Origin of the sequence: Bradyrhizobium lablabi, assembly GCF_001440475.1 — a bacterium.
GTDB lineage: Bacteria > Pseudomonadota > Alphaproteobacteria > Rhizobiales > Xanthobacteraceae > Bradyrhizobium > Bradyrhizobium lablabi.
This window is the reverse complement of record NZ_LLYB01000071.1, coordinates 15966-32532: the sequence shown is the minus strand read 5'-3', so window position 1 is coordinate 32532 and position 16567 is coordinate 15966. Positions and strand designations below refer to the sequence as shown.

Sequence of the window (16567 nt, the reverse complement as noted above, 5' to 3'; positions counted from 1 at the left end):
CCGGATGATTGGCCAGCGGCAGCGTTGCCGCCCGCGATCCAGGGACAGTTCATGACCGGGCACCTCATTGTTTCAGACGAAGACGCGACGCGCGTGATCAAGCTGCGGCGGCCCGAGAAGAAGAACGCGTTCACCCAGGACATGTATCGCGGGATGAGCGATGCGATCGACAAGGCCCAGAACAATCCCGATATCCGCTGCATCATCATAACAGGCGGTTCGGGCGTGTTCACCGCCGGCAACGATCTCGAGGATTTTCTCAAAGAGAGCACATCTGATACCGACACGCCGCGCGGCGCCTCCAACGCCGTAAAGCTGCTTTATTCGCTGGCGCACAACGTCAAGCCGATCATCGCCGCCGTCGACGGCGTCGCAATCGGCATCGGCACCACCATGCTGTTCCATTGCGACTATGTGCTGGCCAGCACGACCGCGACCTTCTCCACGCCGTTCATCAATCTCGGACTGGTGCCCGAAGGCGCCTCCAGCCTGTTGATGCCGCGCAGCATGGGGCACCAGCGCGCCTTCGCCATGCTGGTGATGGGACGCAAGATGTCCGCCGACGAGGCGCGCGAGGCGGGCTTCGTCAATGTGGTGGTGGCGCCCGGACACACCGAAGCCGAGGCGCGCAAGGTCGCGCGCGAGATTTGCGCGCTGCCGGCGGAGGCGGTCGCGATCACGCGCAAACTGCTGAAACTGCCGCCGGAAGACATGACGCGCCGGATCGACCAGGAAGGCCACCTGTTCGGCGAACGATTGCGCTCGAAGGAAGCGGTAACCGCGTTCAAGGCGTTCTTCGAGCGGAAGAAGGGGTAACGTAAGGGCGCGCTCCCCCGCCCGCGGTTATTGCGAGCGCAGCGAAGCAATCCATCGCGCCGCATCAAGAAAGAATGGATTGCTTCGTCGCTGCGCTCCTCGCAATGACGCGGAAACATCAAAGCCATGAAAGTTCTTCTTAAACCCGTCCTTGCGCTGGCGATCATGCTGGCGCCTGCCGCTTCCTTCGCGCAAACGCCTGCGCCCGTCGACCTGCGCATTCTCGCGATCAATGATTTTCACGGCTACCTCCGTCCGGCGCCGGGCGGCATCATCATTACCGATCCCGAGGACAGCACGAAGAAAATCACCGTCGAAGCCGGCGGCGCCGAGCACATGGCGACGCTGGTCAGCCAGCTTCGCGAGGGACACAAGAACTCGATCTTCGTCGCGGCGGGCGATTTGATCGGCGCCAGCCCGTTCCTGTCGGCGATGTTTCATGACGAGCCGACGATCGAAGCGCTGTCGATGATGGGCTTGAACATTTCCGCCGTCGGCAATCACGAATTCGACGAGGGCAAGGACGAGCTGTTGCGCATACAGAACGGCGGCTGCCATCCGGTCGACCAATGCCAGGGGCCGCACCCGTTTACAGGCGCGAAATTCCGCTACCTCGCCGCCAGCACGTTCGAGAAAAGCAGCGGCAAGACGGTGTTTCCCGCTTACGAAATCCGGGAGTTCGACGGCATCCCGGTCGCCTTCATCGGCCTGACCTTGAAAGGCACGCCTGGCCTCGTCTCGCCTGTCGGCATTGCCGGCCTCGAATTCCGCGACGAGGCCGAGACGGTCAACGCGCTGATTCCGGAATTGAAGGCGCGTGGCGTCGAGGCCATCGTCGTGCTGATCCACGAAGGCGGCTTGCCGACCGGGGACTATAACGACTGTCCCGGCATTTCCGGGCCGATCGTCGATATCGTCAGGAAATTCGACAAGGCAGTGGACGTCGTGGTCTCCGGCCACACCCACCGCGCCTATGTCTGCGAGATCGACGGGCGGCTTGTCACGTCAGGCGACAAATACGGCACGCTCGTCACCGCGATCGATCTGAAACTCGATCCCGTCACACGCGACATCGTCAGCGCCAGCGCCGGCAACAACATCGTCCGCACCGCAACGCTTGCGAAGGATGCGCAACAGACCGCGCTGCTCGAATCCTATGACCGGCTTGCCGCGCCGATCGCCAACCGCCCGGCGGGTTCGGTGACGGCGACGCTGTCGCGCGTGCCGAACGCTGCAGGCGAAAGTCCGCTCGGCGACATCATCGCGGACGCGCAGCTCGCGGCCACCAGCGCGCAAGCAAAGGGTGGCGCGGTCATCGCTTTCACCAATCCCGGCGGCGTCCGCGCCGACGTCACGCGGAAGGAAGAAGGCGCGGTGACCTATGCCGATCTGTTCGCCAGCCAGCCGTTCCGCAACCAACTGGTGACGCTGACGCTGACCGGAAAACAGATCAAGGAGATGCTGGAGGCGCAATGGCGCGACCCGAAGCGGCCGCGGATCTTGCAGGTGTCGAAAGGATTCAGCTATGCATGGGACGGATCGAAGGGCGATGGCGAACGCATCATCGCCGAACGGATGACGCTGAACGGGCAGCCGGTCGATCCCGCCGCGCTCTATCGCGTCACCGTCAATCATTTCCTGTTCGTCGGCGGCGACGGTTTTACCGTGCTGACGGAAGGAACCGCACCGCTGACCGGCGTCTATGACGTCGACGCGCTGCATACCTATTTTGCGGCGAACAGCCCGATCGCCCCGACGGCCGCCGATCGCATCGTCCGGATCAACTGAGCCCGGCGCCGTGGGCCTTTCCGAGCGGCCTCTAACGGCCTAGATTAGCCGCTCCTTGCCGGCGCGCTCCTCTACGCCAGGATTTCGCATGACACTGCTTCTGACCCATACCGCCTGCCTCGACCATGTCACGCCCCCGGGGCACCCCGAACGTCCGGACCGACTGCGCGCGGTCGCCGAGACGCTGGGAGAAGATCGCTTCAAGCCGCTCACGCGCAGCGAGGCACCGGAAGGCAGTCTCGATTCCGTCACGCTCTGTCATGGCGAGCATTATGTCGGCGAGCTCCGGCACATCGCGCCCACGAGCGGCATGATCTATATCGACGGCGACACCTCGATGTCGCCGGGCACCTGGGAAGCGGTGATGCGCGGCGTCGGCGGCGCGGTGGCCGCAACCGACGCCGTCATGTCCGGAACCCATCAGAATGCCTTCGTCGCGGTGCGCCCGCCCGGCCATCATGCCGAGGTCTCGAAGCCGATGGGCTTCTGCTTCTTCGACAATGTCGCCATTGCCGCGCGTCACGCCCAGCGCAAATACGGCATCGGCCGCGCCGCGATCGTCGATTTCGACGTCCATCACGGCAACGGCACGCAGGATATTTTCTGGCACGATCCGACCGTGATGTACTGCTCGACGCACCAGATGCCGCTGTTTCCCGGCACCGGCGCCAGCGGCGAGCGCGGCGAGCACGACACCATCGTCAATGCGCCGCTGGCTTCCGAAGACGGCAGCGCCAAGTTCCGCGCAGCGTTCGAGAACCTGATCCTGCCGCAATTGCAGAAATTCTCGCCGGAGCTCGTGATCATCTCCGCCGGCTTCGATGCGCATTACCGCGATCCCCTCGCCTCGCTCAACCTGAAGGCGGACGATTTCGGCTGGGTCACCCGCAAGCTGATGGATGTGGCTGATTCGAGCGCCGGCGGCCGGGTTGTCTCGGTGCTGGAAGGCGGCTACGACCTGCAGGGGCTGAAGGAATCGGTTGCCGCGCATGTCACCGCGTTGATGGGCGCGTGAGTAGCCGCCACAATAGGCCCGAATTATTTTGCTTGATTCTGCGCTTCCGACCGGGCGCGCATCCGGGAACTCGATATGGCCGAAAACACGCAAGCGGACGTCAAGAAACTCTCCTTCGAGCGCGCGATCGAGGAACTCGAATCGATCGTGAAACGGCTGGAGGACGGCAAGGTGCCGCTCGAGGAATCGGTGGCGATCTACGAGCGGGGCGAAGCGCTGAAGCGCCGCTGCGAAGAGCTGCTGCGGCAGGCGGAGGCGCGCGTCGACAAGATCACGACGGACGCGAACGGCCAGGCCACCGGGACCGAACCGCTCGACGTCCAGTAAGACGCCCTGTCCTTTTGGGGTTCGGCGCAACAATCGGAAACATCGGGCGAATTTCCGCGCCTCCGCGCATGGCGGAACGGCCGAATTAGTTCTTCCGGCGCTGCACAGCCTGATATAGTCCGCCGACACTTGGGGACACTACGTGCGCGTCCAGCACCGCCATATCATCTATATTCAGGGCTACGATCCGCGCGGGCTGGCGCAATATTACCGCATGTTCCGGACCGAGCTGCGCAAGTTCGGCCGGCTTTACCAGCTCCAGGCCAGCATCGGCCGGCCCAAGGTCGCGGCCGACGACGAGATCGCGTCCTGGACCATCGACACCAAGGCTGAGGATTGGCAGACCCGCACGTCCTACGATTTCCTCCGGTTCGAGGATTTCATCCAGCAGGATCTGGCCTCGCCGGTCTGGCGCACGGTGTTCAACGCGGTGTGGATCTACTGGCGCCTCGTGTTCGCCGGCACCATCGGCCGCTTCGGCAAGGCGAACTGGCGGTTCGCCACCTTCATCACCTACCCGCATTTGATGCTGTTGCTCGAGGCCGCAGGTGCCGGCGCCATCGCCTTCGTGTTCGAGAAAGGCCTGAACGCCATCGGCATTCCCGACACGTTCAGCATCGCGATCGCAATCGCCCTTTTCGTGGCACTGCTCGGGACCGTGCTTAAATACACCGAGAACGCCACTTACGTGCTCTATCTCTTGTGCGACACGATCTGGACCTGGGAGTTCTCGCACCGCGAACGCCCCGAATGGGACCAGCGCATCGACCGCTTCGCGCAGCATCTCATCAAGACGGCGAAGAGCACCGACGCCGACGAGATCGTCATCGTCGGCCATAGTTCCGGATCGTTCCTGAGTACGGAAATGCTGGCGCGTGCGCTCAAGCTCGATCCGGCGCTCGGCCGTCACGGGCCGCGGATCGTGCTGCTGACGATCGGCGGCAATTTCCCGATCGTGGGCTATCACGCCGTATCGACAGAGTTTCGCGAGCATCTGCGGATGCTGGCGGTCGAGCCGTCGATCGACTGGATCGACTGTCAGGCCCGCAAGGACGTGATGAATTTCTACCAGTTCGATCCGATCACGAGCCACGGCATCGACGTCGGCGCCTTAAGGCGCAATCCGAAGATCGTGCCGGTCCGCTTCCGCGACATCATCCTGCCCGAGCATTACAAGAAGTTTCGCTGGCAGTTCTTTCGCGTGCATTTCCAGTTCGTGATGGCCAACGAACGGCCCAACGCCTACGACTTCTTCATGATCGTTTGCGGGCCGGTCCCGCTCAGCGACCGCATGGCCCTCCCCGACGCCGCGCTTGATATCGCGACCGGCGATTCCGGGGCGCGCGACCGGGCCTGGAAGCGAATCGAAACGGCCACCATGACAGCGCCAGGGACGGCCCAAAGTGCCGCCGATTTGAGCAAAGTGGAACCATCCGCCCGCCGCAGTGGTTGAAAAATCGTGGCTTTTTGCCTCAGAACCGCGGAACCGATTCGGCTCTCCGGGTTGGCTTTAGCGGCGGCTTTGGTGTAAAGCTTGCGGTTCTATGGGCTGTGGAGAGCAGTCTGCGGCTGGCTTCGGGCGGCGGCAAGCACCTCAAATAGCTAAAGAAACTGAACCGGGGAAGGGTTCCGAGCGACTAAGTGATGCATATCACATGGTTTAAACCGGAGTGCATCTAGGGTTTCAAATCAGGTACCGGCCTGCCGGACTGGCAGGCGGGTCTGGATTTTCACGGCGCGGTTAACGCGCTTTCCCGTCTCGCGTCAGGCCCTTCGTCCTGACATGCAAAATTGGAATATCGCTGTGACCACATTTAGTAAAACGCCGCTTCTCGACACCATTCGCACACCTGACGACCTTCGCAAGCTCAAGATCGAGCAGGTGCGGCAGGTCGCGGACGAACTCCGCCAGGAAACCATCGACGCCGTGTCGGTGACCGGCGGCCACTTCGGCGCCGGCCTCGGCGTCGTGGAACTGACCACCGCGATTCACTACATCTTCGACACGCCGCGCGATCGCCTGATCTGGGACGTCGGCCACCAGGCCTACCCGCACAAGATCCTGACCGGCCGCCGCGACCGTATCCGCACGCTGCGCACCGCCGGTGGCCTCTCCGGCTTCACCAAGCGCAGCGAGAGCGACTACGATCCGTTCGGCGCCGCGCACTCCTCGACCTCGATCTCCGCCGGCCTTGGCATGGCGGTGGCGCGCGACCTCTCCGGCGGCAAGAACAACATCATCGCCGTGATCGGCGACGGCTCGATGTCCGCGGGCATGGCCTATGAGGCGATGAACAATGCGGGCGCGATGAATTCCCGCCTGATCGTGATCCTCAACGACAACGACATGTCGATCGCGCCGCCGGTCGGCGCGATGAGCGCGTATCTGTCGCGGCTCTATTCAGGCAAGACCTACCGCACGCTGCGCGAGGCGGCCAAGCAGATCAACAAGCGCCTGCCGAAGATCATCGCCAACCGCGCCAACCGCGTCGAGGAATATTCCCGCGGCTTCATGATGGACGGCGGCACGCTGTTCGAGGAACTCGGCTTCTACTATGTCGGCCCGATCGACGGTCATAACCTCGACCATCTGCTACCGGTTCTGAAGAACGTCCGCGACATGGAAACCGGGCCGATCCTGGTCCACGTTGTGACGCAGAAGGGCAAGGGCTACGGCCCGGCCGAAGCCTCCGCCGACAAGTACCACGCAGTCGTCAAGTTCGACGTCGCGACCGGCGCCCAGGCCAAGGCCAAGCCAAACGCACCCGCCTACCAGAACGTGTTCGGCCAGAGCCTCGTCAAGGAAGCCGAGAAGGACGACAAGATCGTCGCAATCACCGCGGCGATGCCGTCGGGCACCGGCGTCGACATCTTCAACAAGGCGTTCCCTAACCGCACCTTCGACGTCGGCATTGCCGAGCAGCATGCGGTGACGTTTGCGGCCGGTCTGGCCACCGAAGGCTACAAGCCGTTCTGCGCGATCTACTCGACCTTCCTGCAGCGCGGCTATGACCAGGTGGTCCACGACGTCGCGATCCAGAGCCTGCCGGTGCGTTTTGCGATCGACCGCGCCGGCCTGGTCGGCGCCGACGGCGCGACCCATGCCGGCTCGTTCGACAACGCCTATCTCGGCTGCCTGCCGAACTTCGTCATCATGGCGGCGTCCGACGAGGCTGAGCTGGTGCACATGGTTGCGACGCAGGTTGCGATCAACGACCGGCCGAGCGCGGTGCGCTATCCGCGCGGCGAAGGCCGCGGCGTCGAAATGCCCGAGGTCGGCATTCCCCTCGAAATCGGCAAGGGCCGCATCGTCCGCCAGGGCAGCAAGGTCGCCCTGCTCTCGTTCGGCACGCGCATGGCCGAATGCGAAAAGGCCGCCGACGAACTCGCCGCCCACGGCTTGTCCACCACCATCGCCGACGCGCGCTTCATGAAGCCGCTCGACGTCGATCTGGTGCTGAAGCTGGCGCGCGACCACGAAGTGCTGCTCACCATCGAGGAAGGCTCGATCGGCGGCTTCGGCTCGCACGTCATGCAGACGCTGTCCGACCACGGCATGCTCGACGGCGGCCTGCGGATGCGCGCGATGATCCTGCCCGACGAGTTCATCGACCACGATACGCCGAACGCGATGTACGCCCATGCCGGCCTCGACGCCAAGGGCATCGTCGCCAAGGTGTTCGATGCGCTCGGCAAGGACTACAAGACCGAGACCGTCAAGCTCGCCTGAGGCCTAAGCTCTTTCGGTTCTAAGCCGATCAGAACCGAAAGCTGGCCCTTTCGCCGGTAATTCCATGAAGATCTATCTGGCAGGTCCCGACGTGTTCCTGCCGGACGCAGTCGAGATCGGCCGCCGCAAGGCGGCGATCTGCGCTCGCCATGGGCTGACCGGCCTCTATCCGCTCGACAATGTAGTCGACCTCGCCGCCGACGACGCTTCGCTCGCGATCTTCAAGGGCAATCAAGCCATGATGGATGCGGCGGATGCGATCATTGCCAACCTGACGCCATTTCGCGGCCCCAGTGCCGACGCCGGCACGGTCTACGAACTCGGCTACATGGCCGGCCGCGGCAAGCTCCGCTTCGCCTACAGCAACGATCCGGCCATCTACGCCGACCGCGTTGCGCGGTCGTTCCGCATCACGACGTCCGCCGCCGGTCATATGATCGATGCCGACGGGCTCACGGTGGAGGATTTCGGCCTGCCCGACAATCTCATGATGATCCACACGCTCGACCTGCATGGTGCTAGACTGGTGACGCCGCGAGAGCCGCCTCAGGACATCTGGCACGATCTCACCTCGTTCGAGGCCTGCGTCGCGCTCGCGGCGGATCGCGCCACCGGCAAACCGGACTGACATTGGCTGACAAGGACGACAAAGAGACTTCGGCCCGCAAGCGCGTGGACGTGCTGCTGGTCGAGCGCGGCCTGTTCGAAAGCCGCGCGCGTGCCCGCGCCGCGATCGACGCCGGCGGCGTCACGGCCGATGGCCGGCCTGTGTCGAAGGCGTCGGAAATGATCGCCGCCAATGCCGAATTGAGCGCGCAGCCCGCGCACCCTTACGTCTCGCGCGGCGGCGTCAAGCTCGCCGGCGCGCTGGAGCAATATCCGATCGAGATCGAGGGCCATGTCTGTCTCGACGTCGGCGCCTCCACCGGCGGTTTTACCGAGGTGCTGCTGGCGAACGGCGCCAGCCTCGTGTTCGCCATCGATGTCGGGCACAGCCAGTTGCATCCCTCGCTGCGGATCCATCCCCGTGTCGTGTCGATGGAAGAAACCGATATTCGCAAATACGAAGGCAAGCGACTGCCCGCGCGACCCGATGTCGTCGTGATCGACGTCAGCTTCATATCGCTGAAGGCGGTGCTGCCGGTCGCGCTGGAACTGGCGGCAGCCCCCACGCAGCTGCTCGCGCTGATCAAGCCGCAATTCGAGGCGGAGCGAAAGCATTCCAAGCACGGCATCATCCGCAACGCGATGGTGCATCAGGAAATCTGCGACGATATTTCGGCGTTCGCCGCATCCCTCGGCTGCACCGGCATCGAGGTGTTTCCGTCGTCGATCAAGGGTGGCGACGGCAATATCGAATTCTTCATGGGCGCACGCCGTGACTGAGAGCGAGTGCCTCGTCATCGACCATGTCGGCCACCACGGCGACGGCGTCGCCATATCGCGCGGCGGCAATATCTACGTTCCCTACACGCTGGGCCGCGAGACGGTGGAGGTCGGCCCGGTGCCCGGCCACCATCCCGACCGCCGGCGACTGCTCAAGGTCGAAACCGCAAGCCGCGAGCGCGTCGCACCGTTCTGTCCGCATTTCGGTGTCTGCGGCGGCTGCGCAATCCAGCACTGGGACGCCGAAGCCTATCGCGCCTGGAAGCGCGAGCTTGTGGTGACGACGCTGTCACAGGCGGGAATCGATTGCGACGTCGCGCCCTTGGTTGACGCTCATGGCGCGGGCCGCAGGCGCATCACCCTGCATGCGCGGATGGGCACGCACGACGTGCTCAAGGTCGGCTATGCGGCGGCGGGCTCGCACGACATCATTCCGATCGACCGCTGCCCGATCCTCGACCCGCAGCTCGGCGGCGCGATCGAGGCGGCCTGGGCCATCGCCGAGCCGCTGATCGCCATGGGCAAGCCGCTCGATATCCAGATCACGGCGACCAATAGCGGGCTCGATGTCGACGTCCGCGGCTCCGGCCCGGTGTCATCGGCCATGATCGCGCTTCTGTCGCGCATCGCCGGACAGCATCGGCTGGCGCGGCTGACGCGCCATGGCGAACTGGTCCTGATGCGAACGCCGCCGGTCATCTCGATGGGCAGCGCGCAGGTCGTTCTGCCGCCCGGCTCGTTCCTGCAGGCTACGGTGGCGGGCGAAGCGGCGCTGGCCGAACTGGTATCGGAGCATTGCAGGCGCGCCAAACATATCGCCGATCTGTTTTGCGGCGTCGGTCCCTTCGCGCTGCGGCTGGCGGCGAAGTCGCGCGTAACCGCCCTCGACAGCGACGCCGGCGCGGTCGCGGCGCTGCAGAAGGCTGCGACGTCCACCTCAGGCTTGAAGCCTGCGAAGGCCGAGGCACGCGACCTGTTTCGCCGCCCGCTGATGCCGCAGGAGCTGCGCGATTACGACACCATCGTATTCGATCCCCCGCGGCAGGGCGCGCAGGCGCAGGCAACGCAGTTGGCGGCCAGCAAGGTGCCGACGGTGGTAGCGGTGTCCTGCAACGTCACCACCTTCGCACGCGACGCGAAGATTTTGATCGACGGCGGCTACCGGATCGAAGGCGTCACGCCGGTCGACCAGTTCCGTCATACACCGCATGTGGAATTGGTGGCGAGATTCAGGCGCTGACAGCCCTCTCCATAACGATTATTTGCGCGCGCCGGAGGAGGCCAGCGCATTGAGGGCGCAAGGGCGATACATCTCTTCCAGTTGCCTGCCTTGCAAAAAGATCGTGCGCGGCGTCAAACCACCGCGACCGGCGATCCACTGCCGGACTGGCGAGGGATACATCGAGTAGAGCCATCGCGTCGCGCCCCGGTTCGTGACCGCACGTCCGCGCAGACCGAAATCCCAGGCCGCGTGAAATGCCAGCCTGGCTTTTGAAGTCACACAGATCCTGTCGTGCGGAATTTCCGAGAGCACAATCGTGCAGGCCGAGGCGCACAGGCCGTCGATGATCACCGATTGCCGCGAAGCCCTCAATTGCTTGTATCTATCTATGTAACGCTCGATAATTCCGCCCCGATCATTCGTAATCCTGACCTTTGCGTGACTTGCGCCTCCACCCGTCAGCAACAGCATCGCGGCGAGCAGCCAGACGGGAAATCTCATGTGCCCTACTCTGGTGTCGATGGACGTGATGCGCACCAGGCGGGTCAATGCCCACACGTGCGGCGAGCAAGGCATCGTTCGACACCACCGGTTCGGTGATATTGACCTAGATCAAGGAGCGCGGTCCGCCGGCGCAGATCTTGGGATCGATCACCCCTCTATCGCCACCCCAGGGCATGGGAATAACGATGGCTGAGACACCAAAACTCTCCGTGGAGAAAGTGCTGGGAAAACTGCGCTCCAACGACCAGAAGTCCAGGGACGAGCGACGCAGTGAGGAAATGGATGCGCTCGATGAGGACATCAAGCGCATGCGAGCGCAGCGGCAGCGCCTTGAGCGGCACCAGCGCCGCGGCAAGGACGATTGAGCCCGGCACATGATCGAATCTACGCGCGCACGATCGTTTCTCAGTCCAGGGAAACGCGCACGACGCCCGATTGCATCATGCCGAGGGCACGTGCGGCGCTCACCGAGAGATCGATGACACGTCCGCGAATGAACGGTCCTCTGTCATTGACCTTGCAGACGATCGAGCGGCTGCCGTGGGTCACCTTCACCATGCTTCCAAAGGGACGGGTCCGGTGCGCGCAGGTCAGTTCGCCGGCACGGCCACGATTACCGTAGCTGTAGTACGAGGCTAATCCGCTTTCTGCTTTGGCTTCCGGGATGAGGATGGCAAGAAAAAGCAATCCGAAACAGGTGCGATACACGTGAACCCTCGCTGCTGCCTGCCGCGCTCACATAATCGTCCTGTTGGGTTTAGGTTCCCGGCCAAGTCAGCAACGGGCGGTATTTCCGGAGCAGGAGGTGGCGGTAGCCGGCGGCCGTAGCCCGGATGTAGCGAAGCGAAATCCGGTGACCAACTGCCACCGGATTTCGCTTCGCTACATCCGGGCTACGAAATAATCACCGTCCCCAGCGGTCCTGCCAGATCTTTTCGCCGATCATGCAATTGACGCGCGGCTCCCGGCCGGCGGCCGGCACGACGGGACGTTCGGGCGTGCGGCCGGCGATTTCCAGAAGCAGCTTGGTGCGGATTGCTTCCTTGAACTTGTCGCGGTCCTTGATCGTGACGACGAACGAGCCGGGGCCGCCGATGACGCAATCCTCGTAATAGAAATCGAGATTGTCGATATCCATGGTGGAGTAGGATGGCTCCTTCACCATGATCGGCAGGCCGTTGATGATGACGCCCTTCTCGAGCGCGGCATCGCGGGCGACCGTCACCGGCATGCCGTTGTTGTTCGGGCCATCGCCGGAAATATCGATCACCCGCCGCAGGCCGCGGTGCGGGTTCTCCTCGAACAGCGGCATGGCGAAATTGATCGCGCCCGAAATCGAGGTACGCGAGGCGCGGCGGATCGGGGTCTTGATGATCTCGCTGGCGACCGCATCGGCCGTCTCCGGCCCGTCGATCACCCGCCAGGGGATGATGATCTTCTGGTCGGTGGAAGCCGCCCATTCGAAGTAGGTGATCGCGATCCTGCCGTTCGGTCCGGTCTTCAGCGCCTGCAGGAATTCCTTGGAGACGATCGCCTGCGCGTAGCCTTCCCGCTGCAGCGCCAGTTCATCCAGATCCATCGAGTAGGAGACGTCGACGGCAAGGACGAGTTCCACGTCGACGGTCGGATTGGCTTCCTTGTCGGCGGCGGTCAGTAGTTGGCCCGGCCGATTTGCAGGATTCGGCGCGGCAAAACTCGCCACATCTCCGCCGGCGAGTGCACCGGCCACAAGCACGACCCCGATCGAGACATACCAGCGCATTGCGGCCCTCCCGTCGAACGACAGTGATGGTGACACGCAAAACGGCGGACGCAAAGCGCTGAAATCATTTGTCCTTCACATTCGGGTTAGTGCCGAACATTCAGGCGTCCAGGTACGGTTCCTGGTGTTATCGGCGGCAAGGATGAGCCTTTCGATACCGCTTTTGAACAAATCTCGCGCTTCCGGCGACAGAAGGGGCGCGGGCCCGCAAGCGGCCGCGAACGGCACGGACATGGTTACGCCCCCGAAAATTCCAGCAAATGACAGCCTTCCCCCGGCAACGCGCACGGTCGCGCTCTGGGCCGGGATATTCGCAGCGCTCGTCGTGGCGGTGCTGTCGCTGCCGTTGGTGTTTTCGGGCCCCGACCAGCCCGAGGCGGCGCAACCGGAACCAGTGCTGACGCCGCAAAATGCCGTTGAACTCTGCCAGCAGCTCTTTGAAGAACCGCGGGAGTATCTCGACGACGCGGCCCGGCGCCGGCGCTGGGACTTGCGCCACGACGCCTGCAAGATGGCATTCGAAGCCAACCCAGCGAACGCAGATCTCAAGGCCGCGTATGCGCGTAACCTGCCCTACGAGAAGAAGACAGAGGCGATCGCCATGCTGCGCGAAGCCGCGTCGCAGGGCAGTGCCGAGGCCTACTTCCAGCTCTACGAGCATCATCGATCCTGGGACCGCGGCGATCTCGACAAGGTGCCGCTGGTCACTCGCGCCGAGGCCGATCAGGCCCTGCGCAAGGCGGCCGAGCTCGGCCATCCTGCCGCCACGTCCACGCTGGCGGCGCTGCTCGGTCGCGGCACCACCGTAAGGCGCGATCCCGCGGCGGCGCGATACTGGGCGGAGCGCGCGGTCCAGGCAAGGAGCGCGACCAATGGCGGTTTGCTTGTGCAGCTCGGCAGCTTGCTGGCCACGTCGGACAAGCCAGACGAACGGGCTCGCGGCCTCGACATTCTGGAAAAGCTGAACGCGCCCGGGCACTACCAATACGGCGCGAAGAGAGAATTGGCACTGGCGATCCGTAGAGACGATCCGGTGCGCGCCCGCACGCTGCTCGAGGAAGCCCGCCAACCCGATCCCGGCGGCGCCATTGTCCCGCTGGCAGAAATGCTGATCGCAGGCGAAGGCGGTCCGTCCGATCCCAAGCGCGCATTGTCGTTGCTGAAAGGCACGCGTGATAGCTGGATGGCCAAAGGGATGCTCGGACAGCTCACCCTCGAGGGCAAGCTGCTGTCGCGCGACATCCAGGAGGCGGTCAACCTGATCGACCGCGCCAGCACCTATGATTTCGACGCCCGCATGCAGGTTGTCCGGCTGCTCGCCGAGTATCCGGAAACGCGGGTCAACAATCCCAAGGGCACGCTCTATTACGCGGTGGAGGCAGCGGAACTCGACGAACCCGGCGCGCTGGCCGCCCTGATCAAGCTGAAACTCTCGGCAAACGCCCAGTTTCAGGACCGGCCCGGAGCCTGTAAACTGATCGAGACGGCCGTCAGCCGCGGCGATCAGACCATGGCGCAGCGCCTGGCGGATTGCCGCGCCAACTGAGCGCTGCCGGCCCGTCTGAGTTCGCTCGCTTCGGGACTTAGCTCGAAATGGCAGATACCGTCGTCACGCCAAAGACCAAAGTCAAAACCAAGGTCGAACGGCCGCGCCTGCACAAGGTCATTCTGATCAACGACGACTACACGCCGCGCGAGTTCGTCGTCACGGTGCTGAAGGCCGAATTCCGCATGACCGAGGACCAGGCCCACAAGGTGATGATAACAGCGCACCGGCGCGGCGTCTGCGTGGTCGCCGTGTTCACCAGGGACGTCGCCGAGACCAAGGCCACCCGCGCCACCGACGCCGGCCGCGCCAAGGGTTACCCGCTTCTGTTCACGACCGAACCGGAAGAGTAGCCGTTTCCAGAACCATTGTTTCCATTCAATTTTAGCTATCGGCAATAGCAGACATTCAACTTCCGCAAGTATGGTCGCGGCATGACGGTCGCAGTTCGCCAGCAGCTTCGGCAACAAGCCTTTCCCAACGTTTCATTCGGGCCATTCCGCTTCTTCGAAGCGATGCCCTGGCTGGTGCTGGCCGCTTCCATGCGCGTGATCGCGTTCAACAACGCCTGGATAGCAATTCCGGCAACCGTGTTCGCCAGCATTGCCGTGCTGCATGCCTTCCTCGTGGTGACGCAACGCTCGATCGAACTGGCGCAGGGCCAGACCAATCTCGGGACGCTCGAATTTGCGGAACAATCCCGTTTGACACGCGCGATCCTGTGGCGGATCGGCCTCTTGATGATCGGCGCTACGAGCATCTTGCTGATCGCTGGATACATGTCGCTCGCGCCGCATATGATGACCGGGCTCGACGGCATGGCGTTCGATCAGTTCTCGATCATCGGCAAGTTCTGGAGCCCCGTGGTCGCCGCCATGACCCTGCTCATGATCGTCGGCGCCGAGCGAAACCGCGGGCGGGTCGACTTCTGGGAAGCTGCCCTGGAATTTGCGCGCCGGAGCCTTTGGCTCGCTCCTGCCGTGATCGCCCTTGGAATTATCTATCTCGGCCTTGGTCTCGGCCAGGGACTGATCCGCAACGCGCTCTGGCAGTTCTACCAGACATCGTCGGCCCACTCGTTGATCAAGAACCTGATCTTCTTCGTGTTCATCTTCAGCTTCGCGATGCTGCGGCTGTGGGTGACGCTGCTGGTGCTGACCTGGGCATTGAAGCAGTCCTACGTCCGCGGCGGCTAGGCCGCCGACGTCTCGTCGGCCAATCCGTAAACCCGCGCGGCCTTTGAAAAACCGGCGACCGGAAACTCACCGAGATCGGCCCACCCGCCCCGGCAGACGCCGGCAAATCCTTCCGACGCCACGACGGTGCGCTTGAGCTGGCTCGCGATCTTCTCCAGCCGCGCCGCGAGATTGACCGCGGGCCCGATGCAGGTGAAGTCGAGCCGGTTGCCGCCGCCGATATTGCCGTAGAGAATTCGCCCGACATGCAGCGCGACGCCGAAACGAAACCGCTCGACGGCATCGCCGATCGGGTAATTCAAGCTGGCTACGCTCGCGCGCGACTCTTGGGCGGCTTCCAGTACGCGCGAACAAACCTGCTGCTCGTCACCGACATATTCATCGATCGGAAACACCGCGAGCAGCCCGTCGCCCATATATTTCAGCACTTCACCACCATGGTTCTTGATCGCAGTGACCTGGCAATCGAAATACTGGTTCAGAATGTCGACGACGGTCTCCGCCGGCAGCCGGTCCGACAGCGCCGTGAAGCCGCGCAGGTCGGACAGCCAGATCGCAGCATTCATCGTCTCGGTGTGGCCGCGCCTGATCTGTCCACCCATGATCCGCTCGCCGGCGCGATTGCCGACATAGGTGTCCAGCAGACTCGCTGCGGTGCGCGTCAGGCTGATGATCTCAATGACACGCGCCAGCGGCTTCGCGAGGCTGCGCAGCGCCGCCAATTGTTCATCCGTGAACCCGCCCGGCTGTTTGGTGGTCCAGCTCGATGCGTTCACCGTGCCGCCGATGAAGGGCAGCGGCAGCGCGACATAATCCGTGACGCCTTCGGCGCGAAGATCGTTGACGATCGGAAAGCGCATGTTCTGAGGATCATCGACCCGGACTCGAACCTCCAGCCCCTGCTGGAAAACGATCTTCAGCGGGCTGTTGTGAAAATCCGGTGACTCCAGGATATGGTAATCGACCGTGCCCAGCTCGACCTCGGCGCCCGGCTTCCAGATGAAATTGCGCCCGTAGATCTCAGGATGCAGCGTGCGGACGAAGACGCCGACACGCCACAGCGGCAGCCCTGCCGCGACCATCCGTTCGCAGCACTCGGCCATAAACCGGGTCGGGCTGGTCGTCGACCTGCCGCCGTCAATCAGCCAGTCGGTCAGCTTCTGCAGTTCTGCGATATTCATGGCGCGGGTATTTGCCGCGCAACTGCAGCGCGCGTCAAGCGCGCTCCCACCACAGCCGGCGTGACCCGACGACGGAGGTGCGCTAGCTTTACGG

Annotated in this window: 17 protein-coding genes; 13 read left to right on the top strand and 4 right to left on the bottom strand. The window is 63.6% G+C overall.

What is annotated here, in order from left to right; all coding sequences use genetic code 11:
* Window positions 1-51: 51 nt before the first annotated feature.
* The 9 genes from CQ14_RS17640 to CQ14_RS17600 all read left to right on the top strand — a co-directional run bounded on the left by CQ14_RS17640 (window position 52) and on the right by CQ14_RS17600 (window position 10302).
* The gene (locus tag CQ14_RS17640) at window positions 52-816 is read left to right on the top strand and encodes a crotonase/enoyl-CoA hydratase family protein (protein ID WP_057859396.1); all 765 of its coding nucleotides are present in this window, start codon (window positions 52-54) and stop codon (window positions 814-816) included.
* Between the two features lie 126 nt (window positions 817-942).
* Window positions 943-2604: a bifunctional metallophosphatase/5'-nucleotidase gene (locus CQ14_RS17635; protein WP_057859122.1), complete on the top strand. Its 1662-nt coding sequence runs from the start codon at window positions 943-945 to the stop codon at window positions 2602-2604.
* Window positions 2605-2692: 88 nt separating this feature from the next.
* Entirely contained in the window at window positions 2693-3619 is a 927-nt protein-coding gene (locus tag CQ14_RS17630; protein ID WP_057859121.1) for a histone deacetylase family protein, read from the top strand.
* Window positions 3620-3694: 75 nt separating this feature from the next.
* Complete coding sequence (locus CQ14_RS17625; RefSeq protein WP_057840143.1) at window positions 3695-3946, top strand: exodeoxyribonuclease VII small subunit; 252 nt, start codon at window positions 3695-3697, stop codon at window positions 3944-3946.
* A gap of 142 nt (window positions 3947-4088) precedes the next feature.
* Window positions 4089-5399 carry a hypothetical protein gene (locus CQ14_RS17620; protein ID WP_057859120.1) on the top strand — a complete coding sequence of 437 codons (1311 nt, stop codon included), beginning with the start codon at window positions 4089-4091 and terminating at the stop codon, window positions 5397-5399.
* Window positions 5400-5729: 330 nt separating this feature from the next.
* Window positions 5730-7676 carry a 1-deoxy-D-xylulose-5-phosphate synthase gene (dxs, locus tag CQ14_RS17615; RefSeq protein ID WP_057859119.1) on the top strand — a complete coding sequence of 649 codons (1947 nt, stop codon included), beginning with the start codon at window positions 5730-5732 and terminating at the stop codon, window positions 7674-7676.
* 64 nt (window positions 7677-7740) lie between these two features.
* Window positions 7741-8304, top strand: coding sequence for a nucleoside 2-deoxyribosyltransferase (locus CQ14_RS17610; RefSeq protein ID WP_057859118.1), 564 nt, complete (start codon window positions 7741-7743; stop codon window positions 8302-8304).
* Between the two features lie 2 nt (window positions 8305-8306).
* A complete protein-coding gene (locus CQ14_RS17605; RefSeq protein WP_057859117.1) occupies window positions 8307-9062 on the top strand; it encodes a TlyA family RNA methyltransferase in 756 nt (251 codons plus the stop codon).
* Entirely contained in the window at window positions 9055-10302 is a 1248-nt protein-coding gene (locus CQ14_RS17600) for a class I SAM-dependent RNA methyltransferase (RefSeq protein ID WP_057859116.1), read from the top strand. Before CQ14_RS17605 ends, CQ14_RS17600 begins: the two co-directional genes overlap by 8 nt.
* Window positions 10303-10320: 18 nt before the next feature.
* Here CQ14_RS17600 and CQ14_RS17595 read toward each other — a convergent pair whose 3' ends face one another.
* Window positions 10321-10785: a hypothetical protein gene (locus tag CQ14_RS17595; RefSeq protein WP_057859115.1), complete on the bottom strand. Its 465-nt coding sequence runs from the start codon at window positions 10783-10785 to the stop codon at window positions 10321-10323.
* Between the two features lie 188 nt (window positions 10786-10973).
* Here CQ14_RS17595 and CQ14_RS17590 point away from each other — a divergent pair, with 188 nt between their 5' ends.
* Window positions 10974-11153, top strand: a complete 180-nt coding sequence (locus tag CQ14_RS17590) for a hypothetical protein (RefSeq protein WP_057859114.1) — start codon at window positions 10974-10976, stop codon at window positions 11151-11153.
* A gap of 40 nt (window positions 11154-11193) precedes the next feature.
* On the opposite strand, the gene CQ14_RS17585 is transcribed toward CQ14_RS17590, so the two are convergent.
* Both CQ14_RS17585 and CQ14_RS17580 read right to left on the bottom strand, forming a co-directional pair.
* Window positions 11194-11496 (bottom strand): septal ring lytic transglycosylase RlpA family protein, encoded by a 303-nt coding sequence (locus CQ14_RS17585; RefSeq protein ID WP_057859113.1) that lies wholly within the window; start codon window positions 11494-11496, stop codon window positions 11194-11196.
* Window positions 11497-11692: 196 nt separating this feature from the next.
* Entirely contained in the window at window positions 11693-12550 is an 858-nt protein-coding gene (locus CQ14_RS17580) for a DUF1194 domain-containing protein (protein ID WP_057859112.1), read from the bottom strand.
* Between the two features lie 325 nt (window positions 12551-12875).
* Between CQ14_RS17580 and CQ14_RS17575 the strand changes: the two genes are divergently transcribed.
* The 3 genes from CQ14_RS17575 (at window position 12876) to CQ14_RS17565 (ending at window position 15292) form a co-directional block, all read left to right on the top strand.
* Window positions 12876-14096: a tetratricopeptide repeat protein gene (locus CQ14_RS17575; RefSeq protein ID WP_156435112.1), complete on the top strand. Its 1221-nt coding sequence runs from the start codon at window positions 12876-12878 to the stop codon at window positions 14094-14096.
* A gap of 47 nt (window positions 14097-14143) precedes the next feature.
* Complete coding sequence (clpS, locus tag CQ14_RS17570) at window positions 14144-14449, top strand: ATP-dependent Clp protease adapter ClpS (RefSeq protein ID WP_057859110.1); 306 nt, start codon at window positions 14144-14146, stop codon at window positions 14447-14449.
* An 81-nt stretch (window positions 14450-14530) separates the two neighbouring features.
* Window positions 14531-15292, top strand: coding sequence for a hypothetical protein (locus tag CQ14_RS17565; protein WP_199805547.1), 762 nt, complete (start codon window positions 14531-14533; stop codon window positions 15290-15292).
* Here CQ14_RS17565 and CQ14_RS17560 read toward each other — a convergent pair.
* Window positions 15289-16473: an adenylate/guanylate cyclase domain-containing protein gene (locus CQ14_RS17560; RefSeq protein WP_057859109.1), complete on the bottom strand. Its 1185-nt coding sequence runs from the start codon at window positions 16471-16473 to the stop codon at window positions 15289-15291. The two genes, CQ14_RS17565 and CQ14_RS17560, sit on opposite strands and share 4 nt — an antisense overlap.
* Between the last annotated feature and the right edge of the window lie 94 nt (window positions 16474-16567).